The organism is Amycolatopsis marina, from assembly GCF_900111885.1.
Taxonomy (GTDB): Bacteria; Actinomycetota; Actinomycetes; order Mycobacteriales; family Pseudonocardiaceae; genus Amycolatopsis; species Amycolatopsis marina.
This window is the reverse complement of sequence record NZ_FOKG01000008.1, coordinates 217,442-229,836: the sequence shown is the minus strand read 5'-3', so window position 1 is coordinate 229,836 and position 12,395 is coordinate 217,442. Positions and strand designations below refer to the sequence as shown.

9 protein-coding genes are annotated in these 12,395 nt (G+C 67.7%); 3 read left to right on the top strand and 6 right to left on the bottom strand.

The window, feature by feature from the left end:
- Window positions 1-2: 2 nt before the first annotated feature.
- The 3 genes from BM199_RS15575 to BM199_RS15565 are packed head-to-tail and all read right to left on the bottom strand — an operon-like array spanning window position 3 to window position 3,320.
- The gene (locus BM199_RS15575; protein WP_091673923.1) at window positions 3-959 is read right to left on the bottom strand and encodes a carbohydrate ABC transporter permease; all 957 of its coding nucleotides are present in this window, start codon (window positions 957-959) and stop codon (window positions 3-5) included.
- Window positions 959-2,323: an ABC transporter substrate-binding protein gene (locus BM199_RS15570; RefSeq protein ID WP_091673922.1), complete on the bottom strand. Its 1,365-nt coding sequence runs from the start codon at window positions 2,321-2,323 to the stop codon at window positions 959-961. Before BM199_RS15570 ends, BM199_RS15575 begins: the two co-directional genes overlap by 1 nt.
- On the bottom strand, window positions 2,316-3,320 hold the full coding sequence (locus BM199_RS15565) for a zinc-dependent alcohol dehydrogenase family protein (protein WP_091673921.1): 1,005 nt from the start codon (window positions 3,318-3,320) through the stop codon (window positions 2,316-2,318). Before BM199_RS15565 ends, BM199_RS15570 begins: the two co-directional genes overlap by 8 nt.
- Window positions 3,321-3,468: 148 nt before the next feature.
- Here BM199_RS15565 and BM199_RS15560 point away from each other — a divergent pair, with 148 nt between their 5' ends.
- A complete protein-coding gene (locus tag BM199_RS15560; protein ID WP_091673920.1) occupies window positions 3,469-4,461 on the top strand; it encodes a sugar-binding transcriptional regulator in 993 nt (330 codons plus the stop codon).
- Between the two features lie 137 nt (window positions 4,462-4,598).
- Here the strand turns inward: BM199_RS15560 and BM199_RS15555 are convergent, their stop codons facing one another.
- Entirely contained in the window at window positions 4,599-7,133 is a 2,535-nt protein-coding gene (locus BM199_RS15555) for a DEAD/DEAH box helicase (protein WP_091673919.1), read from the bottom strand.
- A gap of 148 nt (window positions 7,134-7,281) precedes the next feature.
- Between BM199_RS15555 and BM199_RS15550 the strand changes: the two genes are divergently transcribed.
- Window positions 7,282-8,541, top strand: a complete 1,260-nt coding sequence (locus BM199_RS15550; protein WP_091673918.1) for a primosomal protein — start codon at window positions 7,282-7,284, stop codon at window positions 8,539-8,541.
- 14 nt (window positions 8,542-8,555) lie between these two features.
- On the opposite strand, the gene BM199_RS15545 is transcribed toward BM199_RS15550, so the two are convergent.
- Both BM199_RS15545 and BM199_RS15540 read right to left on the bottom strand, forming a co-directional pair.
- Window positions 8,556-9,755: an MFS transporter gene (locus BM199_RS15545; RefSeq protein WP_091673917.1), complete on the bottom strand. Its 1,200-nt coding sequence runs from the start codon at window positions 9,753-9,755 to the stop codon at window positions 8,556-8,558.
- A 150-nt stretch (window positions 9,756-9,905) separates the two neighbouring features.
- Window positions 9,906-10,997, bottom strand: a complete 1,092-nt coding sequence (locus BM199_RS15540; RefSeq protein WP_091673916.1) for an adenosine deaminase — start codon at window positions 10,995-10,997, stop codon at window positions 9,906-9,908.
- Window positions 10,998-11,285: 288 nt separating this feature from the next.
- Here BM199_RS15540 and BM199_RS15535 point away from each other — a divergent pair, with 288 nt between their 5' ends.
- Window positions 11,286-12,377: a PA containing protein gene (locus BM199_RS15535; protein ID WP_091673915.1), complete on the top strand. Its 1,092-nt coding sequence runs from the start codon at window positions 11,286-11,288 to the stop codon at window positions 12,375-12,377.
- The last annotated feature ends 18 nt before the right edge of the window (window positions 12,378-12,395 follow it).

The following is a 12,395-nucleotide window of genomic DNA, read 5'->3' as shown; positions in this document are numbered from 1 at the left end:
CGTCACTTCACCCCTTCATTGACCGAGAACGCCCGGAACATCAGGCGCAGCGCGAAGGTCGCCACGATCAACGTCATGATCACCACGACGACTCCCATCGCCGACGACTGTCCGATGTCGAATCCCTGGAAGGCCCGCTGGTAGATGTAGAACGGCAGGTTCGTGCTGGCGGTGCCAGGGCCACCCTGCGTCATCAGGAAGATCGCGTCGAAGCTGTTGACGATGTAGATCGCCCCCAGCAGTGCGGCCAGCTGCAGATACCGGCTCAGCTGTGGCAACGTGATCGAGGCGAACGTGCGCCACGGCCCCGCCCCGTCGACCTGCGCGGCCTCCAGCACCTCCTTGGACTGCGACTGCAGACCGGCCAGGATCAGCAGCATCATGAACGGGGTCCACTGCCAGACGATCTGGGTCATCACCGAGGCGAGCGGGTACTCCGAGAGCCAATCCGTGTTGGAACCGAACACGAAGTTCAGCAAGCCGTACACGGGGTCGAACATCGTGGTCTTCCAGATCAGCGCACCCGCGGCGGGCAGGATCAGGAACGGCGTGATGATCAGCGTCCGGACCACTCCCCTGCCGAGGAACTTGCGGTCCAGCAGCAGTGCCAGCCCCAGTCCGATCCCCATGGCGACGAACACGCACACGACGGTGAGCAGCACCGTGTTGAACAGCGCGCCCCGGAACTGGCTGTCGGCGAAGACGTCGACGTAGTTCTGGAATCCGACGAAATGCTGGGAACCCGGCCGGACGAGGTTCCAGGACTGGAACGAGTAGAACACCGTCAGCAGGAACGGGATCTGGGTCACCGCGATCACGAAGATCAGCGCGGGCAGCAGTGGCGCCCTACGTCGCCAGCCACCGGCACGGCGGTCGCGATCAGTGTTGCGGTGCCGGGTGACCGGCGAGCTCTGGCCGGCCTTCGGAGGTTCTGCCGTGGCCGTGGAAGTCGAGGACATCACTGTGCCTCCTGATAGGACTTGCCTACGGTTTCCGCGTACTCCTGCGACTGCTCCAGCGCTTCGGAGACGGAGATCTGACCGGCGATCGCGGCGGACAGTTGCTGGCTCACCCGGGTGCCCAGGTCCTGGAACTCCGGGATGCCGACGAACTGGATGCCCGGGTAGGGCACCGGTTCGGTCATCGTGCGCTGCTGGTCGGCCTTCTTGATGGCATCCAGCGTCGGCTGCGCGTAGGCGCTCGCGGCCTCGCGATACTCCGGAATCTCGTAGGTGGAGAGCCTGCAGCCGGGCGGGACGGCGTTCCAGCCGAACTCCTCGCCGATCATCCGGACGAAATCCTTGTCGGTCATCCACCGCATGAAGTCCCAGGCGATCTGCTTGTGCTCGGTGACCTTCGGCATCGCCAGCGACCAGGTGTAGAGCCATCCGCTGGACTCGGTCTCGGCGACCGGCGCGGGGACGTAACCCGACTTGCCCACCACGGTGCTGTCCGAGGGGCTTTCGTTGGTGCCCGCCATGACGGTCGCGTCGTACCACATCGCCGCCTGCCCTTGCGCGTACCTGTTGCCGCATTCCGAGAAGCCAGCGCTGGAGGCGCCCACCTCGCCGTGCTCCCGGATCAGGTTCACGTAGAACTCCGCCGCCGCCGTGAACTCCGGCGAGGTCAGCTGCGCGTTCCAGTCCATGTCGAACCATCGTGCGCCGAAGGTGTTCGCGACGGTGTTGAACGGAGCGAGGCTCTCGCCCCAGCCCGGCTTGCCGCGCAGGCAGATACCGGCGATTCCGGCCTGGTCGTCATCGAGCACCGCGGCGAACTCGGCGATCTGCTCCCAGGTCGGATTCGGGGGCATCGTCAGACCCGCCTGCTCGAACAGGTCCTCGCGGTAGGTGACGAACGAGGACTCGCCGTAGAACGGCACCGCGTACATGGAGTCCTCATAGGACAAGGAGTCCCTGATGCTCGGGATGAAGTCGGCCTCGTCGTACTCCGGATGCGCGTCGATGTAGGGCTGCAGGTTCTCCAGCCAGCCGTTCGCCGCCCACTGCGGCGCCTCGAAGTTGCTGATCATGACCACGTCGAACTCGCCGCCCTCGGTGGCGGTGGAAGCGGTGATCTTCGCCCGGGCCTGGTTCTCCGGCAGCGAAACGAACTTCAGGTCGACCCCGGGGTGCTGGGCCTCGAACCGGTGCGAGAGCTCGATGGCGTCGTTCATCTGCGGGTTGGACACGATCGCCACCACGAGCGTCTGCCCGCCAGCGCCCAACGCCCCGGCTCCGGCGCACCCGGAAAGCGCAAGCGCGGCCACCAGCGCGACCGCGAGCCCGCCGCGCCGCGCGCTTGTGAAACACCGCCTAAACATTGGACCCTCCCGGCAGGACCTGAACCTTCAGCCCGGCGCCGCTGCGCATCAGCTCCAACGCCTCCGGGTACTGCTCGAGCGGCAGCGTGTCGGTGAGCAGCGCGGCAGTGTCGATGGCTCCCGACGCGACGAGGTCCAGCGCCGGACCGAAACTGTGCAGCACGGCCATCGAGCCGACGACGGTGATCTCGTCGTTGTAGATCCGGAACGGCGAGAGCGCCACCCGTGCCTGCTCCGGGGCCACCCCGAAGACCAGCAACCGGCCACCCCTGCGCAGCGAGTCGAAGGCGGCTTCGATCGCGGGAACGGCGCCGGTGCAGTCCGCGGCCGCGTCGAACCGTTCGCCGTCGAGATCCGCCACATCGCCCGCCACCGCGCGTGCACCGAGCTCCGCGGCCCGGCCGAGACGCGCGGTGTTGCGGTCCACCACCGTCACCTCGGCGCCGGCCCGCTGCAGCAACTGCTGCATGATCAGGCCCATCGTGCCGGCACCCACCACGAGGAAGCGCTCACCGGCTTCCACGCCGACCCGGCGTACGCCGTGCACGGCGCAGGACACCGGTTCCACCAGCGCGCCCTGCTCCCAGGTCAGCTCGTCGGGCATCCGGTAGCAGTTGGCCGCGGGCACCGCGACGTACTCGGCGAACGCGCCGTCCACGGTGTCACCGGTCGCACCCCAGTTGGCACACAGGTTGCCGTGGCCCGCCCGGCACGGGCCGCAGTAACCGCAGAACAACGACGGGTCCACGGCAACGCGGTCGCCCACCTGCCAGCCTCCCGGCACATCGGCCCCCAGTTCGACGATCTCGCCCGCGAACTCGTGGCCGGGCACGATCGGATACGGCGTCGGTGGGAAGTGCCCGTCGGCGATGTGCAGATCCGTACCGCAGATCCCGCACGCACCCACTTTCAGCACCACCTGGCGGTCGCCGGGCTTCGGGTCGGGCACGTCCCCCACCCTGATCGAACCGGGCGTATCGATGATCGCGGCGCGCATGCCACTCCACCTCTCGTTGCGTTCGCGTTCCTGCGTCCGCTCATATGAGCACTGAAGACCAATGCGTGGCGGCGCATGTCCAGGCATTGAAGAACTTTCCTCCTTGTTACGTCAACCTTTCGTGCATTTTTCGTGTTATGATGCTCATATGAGCGCTATACGACTGGTTGACACCATCACCGGTCCGGATGCCGCCGTACACGCGGCCTCCATCGCCCGGCGCTTCTACGTGCAGGGCCGATCGAAGATCGAAATCGCGGAGGAGTTCGGGATAAGCCGGTTCAAGGTCGCCAGGATCCTCGATGCGGCAATGGAAAGCGGTCTTGTGCGAGTCGAGTTCAACCTGCCCGCGCCGGTCGAGCTGACCTTGTCCGACGAAATCAGCACGGCCTACGGCCTGCGTCGTGCACTGGTGCTCGAACGAGCGTCGACGAAGGAGAGCAAGCAGGAACTCCGCCGTCGTATCGGCGCCCTTGCCGCCGACCTGCTCGCCGAGATCGTCACTCCCGACGATGTTCTCGGCCTGTCGTGGGCTCGTTCGGTCAACGTGATGGCCGAGTTCGTGCACTCGCTGCCCCGCTGCCCGATCGTGCAGCTCTGCGGCGTGCAGGCCGGAATTGACGCGCGCGACCGGTCGGTGGAGACAGCCCGGCGGGTGGCCGCGGTCTCCGGCGGCGACGCCTACCCCATCTTCGGCCCGCTGGTACTGCCCGACCGGCGCACCACGGAGATCCTGCGTAGCCAGCCGGGCATCGCGGAGACCTTCGCGCAGTTCGGAAAACTGACCAAAGCCGTCGTGAGCATCGGTTCGTGGCAGCCGGGCGAGTCCACCGTGTACGACGCGGTGGCCGAACCCGAGCGGCTGACGATCGAGAGGCGTGGGGCGAAGGCCGAGGTGGCGGCGCGACTGTTCGACGCCGACGGAAATCCGATGTCCACCGGGCTCGCCCACCACGTGCTGGCGATCAGCACCGAGGACCTGCTCCGCGTCCCCGAGGTGATCGCACTGGGCTACAGCCCACCGAAGGCCGAGGCCGTCGACGCCATGCTGCGCTCCGGCATGGTGTCCACCCTGATCACCGATGCCGACACGGCGGAGATCGTGCTCGATCTGGCCGCCAAGCGCCCCCCGAACCCCTGAGAACCGCACTTTCCCGGGAAAGTGCGGGTACTTGCACACGCGCAGTATCGCACTTTCCCGGGAAAGTGCGAGAGGACAAGCCCTGGACCAGGCACCGAACGTTTCCCACCCCGCACTTTCCCGGGAAAGTGCGGGATCTAGAGCTGGTCCACCCGGGTTACGTGGACGACGGCGGCACCGGCTTCGTCGGAGGCGGCGAGGTCGACCTCGGCGCTGATCCCCCAGTCGTGGTCACCCGCGGGGTCGTCGAAGATCTGCCGGACCCGCCACAACTCCGGCTCCCGCTCGATCAGCAGCAACGCGGGCCCACGGGCGTCCGGGCCGATGCCGATCTCGTCGTGCTGGTCGTAGTAGTCCGCCAGCGCGTCCGCCCAGGCGTCGGCGTTCCAGCCGGACCCGGCGTCCAGCTCGCCGAGCTCCTCGTATGCCCGCCGCGCCGCCAGCTCCACCCGCCGGAACAGCTGGTTGCGCACCAGCACCCGGAACGCCCGCTCGTTGCGCGTGACCGGCGGCGGCCCCTCCGGCACCGGTGGACGCACCTCGCCCTCGACGTGCTCGTCGGGGTGCCGCAACGCCTCCCACTCGTCCAGCAGGCTCGAGTCCACCTGACGCACCAGTTCACCCAGCCACTCGATGAGATCCTGCAGCGGCTCGGTCTTCGCCTCGTCGGGCACGGTGTGCCGCAGCGCGTCGTAGGTGTTGGCCAGGTATCGCAGCACCAGTCCCTCGGACCGCGCGAGTGAGTAGAAGCCCACGTACTCGACGAAGTTCATCGCCCGCTCGTACATGTCCCGCACGACCGACTTCGGTGACAGCTCGTAGTCCGCGACCCAGGGATGGCCCTGCCGGTAGGTCTCGTATGCGGCGTGCAGCAACTCCTCGAGGGGCTTCGGGTACGTGATGTTCTCGAGCAGTTCCATCCGCTCGTCGTACTCGATGCCCTGGGTCTTCATCTCCGCGACGGCTTCACCGCGTGCCTTGAACTGTTGCTGCGAGAGCACCGGCCGTGGGTTATCCACAGTAGATTCCACAATGGAAACAACATCGAGCGGATAACTGGGGGACTCCGTGTCCAGCAGGTCTATCGCGGCCAGCGCGAACGGCGACAGCGGCTGGTTCAGCGCGAAGTCGAACTGCAGGTCGACCGTAAGCCGGACATAGCGACCCTGTTCGTCCGGTTCGGACAGTTGCTCCACGATGCCCGCGGCGAGCAGCGCCCGGTAGATCGCGATCGCCCGCAGGATATGCCTGCGCTGCGCGGGGCGCGGCTCGTGGTTGTCCTCCAGCAGGTGCTTCATCGACTCGTAGGCGTTGCCCGGCCGCGAGATGACGTTGAGCAGCATCGAGTGGCTGACCTGAAAGCTGGAGGTGAGCGGTTCCGGCTCAGCTGCGACGAGCCGGTCGAACGTGCTCTCGGTCCAGTTGACGAACCCTTCCGGAGCCTTCTTGCGAACGATCTTGCGCCGCTTCTTCGGGTCGTCGCCCGCCTTCTCCAGCGCCTTCGCGTTCTCCACGACGTGATCCGGCGCCTGCACCACGACATAGCCGTCGGTGTCGTAGCCCGCACGGCCCGCCCTGCCCGCGATCTGGTGGAACTCGCGTGCCTTGAGGTGGCGCTGGCGGACGCCGTCGTACTTCGTCAGCGCAGAGAAGAGCACCGTGCGAATGGGGACGTTGATACCGACGCCGAGGGTGTCGGTGCCGCAGATGACCTTCAGCAGCCCGGCCTGTGCGAGCTGCTCGATCAGCCTGCGGTACTTCGGCAGCATCCCGGCGTGGTGCACGCCGACACCGTGACGCACGAGGCGGGACAGGGTCTTGCCGAAGCCCGCGGAGAACCGGAATTCGCCAATGGCCTCGGCGATCGCGTCCTTGTCGGCCCTGCTGGACGGGTTGATGCTCATCAGCGTCTGCGCGCGCTCGATCGCGGCGGCCTGGGAGAAGTGCACGATGTAGATCGGTGCCTGCCCGCCGTGCAGCAGCTCGGAGATGGTCTCGTGCATCGGCGTCAGCGCGTAGCGGAAGGTCAGCGGGACCGGCCGCTGGGCCGAGGTCACCACGGCCGTCGAGCGTTCGGTGCGCCTGGTCAGGTCCTTCTCGAAGAAGGAGACGTCGCCGAGCGTCGCGGACATCAGCACGAACTGCGCGTGCGGCAGTTCCAGCAGCGGCACCTGCCACGCCCAGCCGCGGTCGGGCTCGGAGTAGAAGTGGAACTCGTCGGCCACGACCTGGCCGACCACGTCCCTGCCCTCCTCCGGACCGAACCGCAGGGCCATGTTCGCCAGGATCTCGGCGGTGCAGCAGATGATCGGGGCGTCGGCGTTGACGCTGGAGTCGCCGGTCATCATGCCGACGTTGTCCGCCCCGAATATCTCGATCAGGGAGAAGAACTTCTCCGAAACCAGCGCCTTGATCGGCGCGGTGTAGAAGCTGCGCCTGCCGTGGGCCAACGCGGCGAAGTGCGCGCCGACCGCGACGAGGCTCTTGCCCGAGCCGGTGGGTGTGGAGAGAATGACATTGGCCCCGGAGACCACCTCGATCAGCGCTTCCTCCTGCGCCGGGTACAGCTCGATGCCGCGCTCGGCGGCCCAGGAGGAGAACGCCTCGAACAGCGAGTCGGGGTCGGGATCTGCGGGCACGGCGTCGGCGAGACTGACGAGGTTGGGATTCATGGTGCCCTAGATGGTGCCATCCCGGCCGTGAAGCACCAGGGGTGATCGCGGCTTCGGCCGGAAACCCGTAGGCTGCCCGCAGGCGCGCACCGGCCGGGGAGGACACTCCTGCCCGCGTGCACACAGGCGGTTATTCCGGAGGGTCGTAATGGCACAGGACATCATCCCGATCGAACTCGGGCTGCCACAGGGTGACCTGGTGACCCTGTGGGCCCCGCGGTGGCGGGAGGACGGCGAGGAGTGGGAAGCGTTCCTCGGCGACGACGAGGACCTCTACGCCTTCCCGGACGCCGCGCATCTGGCCGCGTTCGTGCGCACGGCCGAGCAGCACGACCTGATCGACCATCCGGCATGGGAGATCGTTCCCGCGCTGAACGTGCCGGAGCTGATCCCCGACGACGACCACTCCTACGACCTGGTCGGCGTGCCCGAGATGGTCGCCGACGAGCCGGACTCCTGGACCATCGGCGAACTCGCCGAGATCGTCGGCATCGTCCGTTCGCTGGCGGACGTGTGCGAGCTGGACGAGGTCCACGAGGTGCTCGACGCCTACGAGGGTTTCTCGCTGCTGGAGCAGGGACGGCTGCCGTTCACCGGCCGCGAGGGCCAGCGGCTGTGGAACGACCTTTCCGCCGCTGTCTCGGAGAAGTGGGACACGGTGCTCGACGCCATCGACCAGTTGGTCACCGTCCCCTCGGTGGACGCGGCCACGCTGGAGGCGACGGCCGAGGAGCTCGCGGCGTTCCACGAGGAGTCGGCCGAGGCCGAAGCCGGTGTGGACAACGAGAACGACGACCTGGACGCCGTGGACACCGACGACACCGAGGACACCACAGCCGAGGACGAGCCGACCGGGTTCTGGGCCGAGGTCGGCATCGACCCGATCAAGATCGTCACCAGCGACCAGGAGTACTACACCCTGCGCTGCTACCTCGACGACGAGCCGATCTTCCTCGGTTCCGGCGGCGAGATCGACGTGTTCACCTCGGAGCGGGCACTGGCGCGTGGTCTCGCCGACAGCGCGAAATTCGGCGACACCGACCTCGCCGAGGTCTCCACCTGGAGCAGGGTCCGTGACGCCGCGACCGCGGGTGAGCTGGAGATCGACGTCGACACCGAGAACACCTACGTACTGACCGGGCTGGACGCCGACATCGCCGAAGGCGTGGACGCGATCGACCCGACCCAGCTCGAACTGGCGGTGGAACTGCTCACCGACGCGGCCGACTGGGCCGGTGACGACAGCGTCGCCACCGCGCTGGCGAAGTCGGAGAGCCTCGGCTGGATGGTGTCGTTCGTCCTGCGCCCCGAGCCGAACCGGCTGGCGCCGAGCGCTCCTTTCGACGCCGAGCAGAGCGCCTGGCGCAAGCTGGTCGAGTCGTTCGAGGACCGCCTCAACGCGCACTGAACTGTTCTTCGGCGCTACCGCGGCGCGGTCTCGGCGCGAACCGGGACCAGGCCGATGGCCAGTAGTGGGAAGACCGCGGTGAGGGCGAAGGCGAGCGCGTAGCGGGAGTCGCCGATCACGAGCCCCAGCATCGGCGGGGTCAGCGACGCCGCGACGTTCTGCGCGGTGTTCTGCGCCCCCATCGCGCGTCCTGACCACGCCAAGCCGGCCAGCTCGGCGGACGCCGTGAAGCCCAGCACGTTGTCGCTGACCGTGATCACCGCGGCGAGCACCAACGCCAGCAGCACCAGCCAGGGCCAGCTCGCGTCGCCGAGTGCGACCAGCAGCATCACCGCCGCACTCGCCATGGCCAGCAGGCGCATCGGCCGCAACCTGCTGCCCACCCGATCCGACCAGTACCCCGCCCCCAGCCTGCCCACCGCGCCGAGCACCTGGACCACGGCCAGGAACCAGCCCGCGGCGAGCGGGCTCCAGCCGTGCATCGCCACGAGGTACACCGGCGCGAAGGCCGAGACGGCGAACTGCGGCACCACCAGCAGTGCACTCGCCCCGTGTACCCGCCACAACGTGGGAGTCCGGTACGGCGAAGTCCCCCGCACCGGGCTGTCCGGCGTCGGCGCAGCCCGCGCGGGGCGGGGCGGATCCACCACCAACAGCAGCACCAGGATCGCGGTGACGAGCGCGAACCCGGCGGGAAACAGCATCGCCGCCCGGAATCCCCAGGCCTCGGCCAGTGGCGGGAGGGTGAGTGCGGCGACGCCGACCCCGAGCGGCTGAGCCGTCTGCCGGATGCCCATCGCCAGCCCACGCTCCCGCACGCTGAACCAGCCCATCACCACCCGGCCGCTCGCGGCGTTGACGGAGGCGGTGGCCGCACCCGCGAGCAGGAACAGGATGAACAGCGTGCCGAGTGAGTGCCTGCCCGCGCCCGCGGAGAGCAACAACAACGCCGAGGCACCGAGCCCCAACGCCATCACCAGCCGCTCCCCGAAACGGTCGGCCGCCGCACCCCAGGCGATGAGTGTGAAGAGCAGGCCGATGCTGGGCGCCGCGACGATCGTGCCCGCCTGCGCCAGCGACAGGCCCTCCGCGGCGCGCATGGCGGGCACGAGGAACGGGATCCCGTAGAGGAATGTGCAGCTGGCCGTCTGGGCAGCGAGGCCGAGGCCGAGGATCAGCCAGCGGCGAGGTGCTGCCCGTTGCTCGACGACCATGGCTTTATCCCAACATTCAGGAATCTCTTCCTACATCCTGAACATTACTTCGCCACGCTAACCATCACAAGCCGGAATTCGCCGACGACTTCCCGTGCCGGACGGCGGGGGAAGTCGTCGACAAGCTCCCACTCGCGAGGGAAGGAGAGGTCAGCGGAGTAACTCGGCGTAACCGGGCTTGATCACGTTGTTGATCAAGGCCAGACGCTGGTCGAAATCGAGGAACGCGGACTTCATCGCGTTGATCGTGAACCACTGGATGTCCGCCCAGCCGTATCCGAATGCGTCCACCAGCGCGGCGAACTCCGAGGAGACGGTGCAGCCGCTCATCAACCTGTTGTCCGTGTTGACGGTGACCCGGAAACGCAATTTGGCGAGCAGGCCGATCGGGTGCTCGGCGATCGACCGCGCCGCACCGGTCTGCACATTCGATGAAGGGCACACCTCGAGCGGGATCCGGGTGTCGCGGATGTACGCGGCCAGCCGTCCCAGGTGGAGGCCGTCCGCGTCTTCGGTGATGTCGTCCACGATCCGGACTCCGTGGCCGAGGCGCTCGGCTCCACAATGCTGAATCGCCTCCCAAATAGAGGCGAGTCCGAACGCCTCTCCCGCATGAATGGTGAAATGCGCATTACTGGTACGGAGATATTCGAATGCGTCCAGATTGCGGGTGGGAGGAAAGCCGGCTTCCGGTCCGGCGATGTCGAAACCGCCGACGCCGGAGTCTCGATAACGGACGGCGAGTTCGGCGATCTCGTGCGCCCTCGCGTGCTGGCGCATCGCGCAGAGCAGCGTGACCATGCGAATCCGCCTGCCCCGCTCCGCGGCTCGGCGCTCACCCTCGGCAAACCCCGCCTGCACGGCCTCGATCACCGTATCGAGTGACAAACCGCGCTCCACGAACAGTTCCGGCGCGTACCGGACCTCCGCATAGACCACGCCGTCGTCAGCCAGGTCCTCCGCGCACTCCGCGGCCACCCTGACCAGCGCCTCCTCGGTCTGCATGACACCGCAGGTGTGCGCGAAGGTCTCCAGGTACGACTCGAGCGAACCGGAGTCGGCGGCCGCGGTGAACCAGCGGCCGAGCTCGTCGACGTCGGTGGTCGGAAGTCCCTGGTAACCGGTGCTCTCGGCCAGTTCGACCACGGTCCGGGGCCGCAGCCCGCCGTCCAGATGGTCGTGCAGGAGCACCTTGGGAACTCGGCGAATGGATTCGAGCGTGGGGAGGTCAACGACTGGCATACTGCGAACAGTACCGGCGCGCTACCGGCCGTCGAACACCTCGAACACTCGGAGACAATCCGGTAAACGACCTGGACAGCTGGGCCGAACGGCGGTGGTGTTATCACCTACGCGGCGGCACTCTCAGCCTGAACTTAACCCTGAGCTGGTGGCGACCCGGCTACCATTCGGCCAACGGAGTTGCGCACGTCATTCTCATTTACGTGGGGGCGATACTCACAGCAATTCGACACTAGATAAGCTGCCGCCCACGTCCCATCCTTTTCCCCGCCGATGAAGGACACCGCAGTGACCACTGACAACCACCTTGCAGCCCCGTCCTTCGACCGGATGCGCAACATGCTGGTGCGCGCGGCCGAGGTCCGGGAGAGCGAGCAGCAGCAGATCTTCGACGCCCTCGACGACATCTACGCCCGGCTCTCGCCGGTCGACTCGCTCGGCGCGGTGCGCAAGCGGCTGTCCGAGCTGCCCGACCGCACCGAGGTCGGCGTCCTGGCCGAACGCCTCGACGAGGCCATGTCCCGCCTTGAGGCGCAGGACAACGCCATCGCCGCGGTCGCCCGTTCGGTGGAGGCCATCGTCGACAAGCTGGCGAAGCCGTTCGCCCAGCTCGACGGCAGGCTCGACGGAGTCGGCGCGCGCTTCGAGGGCGTCGTGGGCCGGATGGACGGCCTCGAGGACAAGCTCCAGAACATCCACCGCAGGCTCGACGAGCTGGGCGGTCACCTGGACAAGCAGGACGACAAGCTCGACGCGCTGCCCGCGTCGGTGCACGGCCCGGTGCGCGAGCGCATCGAGAACTCCGAGGCCGCCCTGCGCGACCGGATCGACACCGTCGCCGACGCCACCAAGGACCGGATCGACGCACTCGACACCGCCACGCGTGAGCGGATCGAGGCCGGTACCGAGGCGCTGCGCACCACGGTCACCGAGACCGGCGACATGGTGGACCCGGCGAGCAGGCTCGACGGGCTCACCGAGCGGCTCGAGCAGGTCACCAACAGGCTCGACGAGCTGGGCAACCGCCTCGACAAGGTCGAAGACGGTGTCACCACTCAGATCGGCGACCTGAACGGCTCGGTCAAGTCCGGCCTGTCCAAGGTCGAGACCACCATCTCCGCCCGCCCGGACACCGACTCGGTCACCTCCGTGGTGAAGAAGAGCGCCGAGGAGTCCGAGCGGCGCATCGGTGGGCAGCTCGACGAGGCGATGGCGACCTTCGCCGAGTTGATGCTCGGTGGCGGCCCCGCGCCGCAGCCCGTTCCGGCACCGCCCGCACCGAGGCAGCCGCGTCGCGCCCGGAACGGCCGTTCGCCCAAGGCCGTCACGGACAAGGCGAAGAACGGCAGCGGCGACTCCGCCGAGGACAGCGACAGCTGAGGCGACCCGCGGCTGACG

Bases quoted from the DNA above. Each gene is read 5' to 3' on its own strand.
- BM199_RS15575 (WP_091673923.1), bottom strand. From the start codon at position 959: ATGTCCTCGACTTCCACGGCCACGGCAGAACCTCCGAAGGCCGGCCAG.
- BM199_RS15570 (WP_091673922.1), bottom strand. From the start codon at position 2,323: ATGTTTAGGCGGTGTTTCACAAGCGCGCGGCGCGGCGGGCTCGCGGTC.
- BM199_RS15565 (WP_091673921.1), bottom strand. From the start codon at position 3,320: ATGCGCGCCGCGATCATCGATACGCCCGGTTCGATCAGGGTGGGGGAC.
- BM199_RS15560 (WP_091673920.1), top strand. From the start codon at position 3,469: ATGAGCGCTATACGACTGGTTGACACCATCACCGGTCCGGATGCCGCC.
- BM199_RS15555 (WP_091673919.1), bottom strand. From the start codon at position 7,133: ATGAATCCCAACCTCGTCAGTCTCGCCGACGCCGTGCCCGCAGATCCC.
- BM199_RS15550 (WP_091673918.1), top strand. From the start codon at position 7,282: ATGGCACAGGACATCATCCCGATCGAACTCGGGCTGCCACAGGGTGAC.
- BM199_RS15545 (WP_091673917.1), bottom strand. From the start codon at position 9,755: ATGGTCGTCGAGCAACGGGCAGCACCTCGCCGCTGGCTGATCCTCGGC.
- BM199_RS15540 (WP_091673916.1), bottom strand. From the start codon at position 10,997: ATGCCAGTCGTTGACCTCCCCACGCTCGAATCCATTCGCCGAGTTCCC.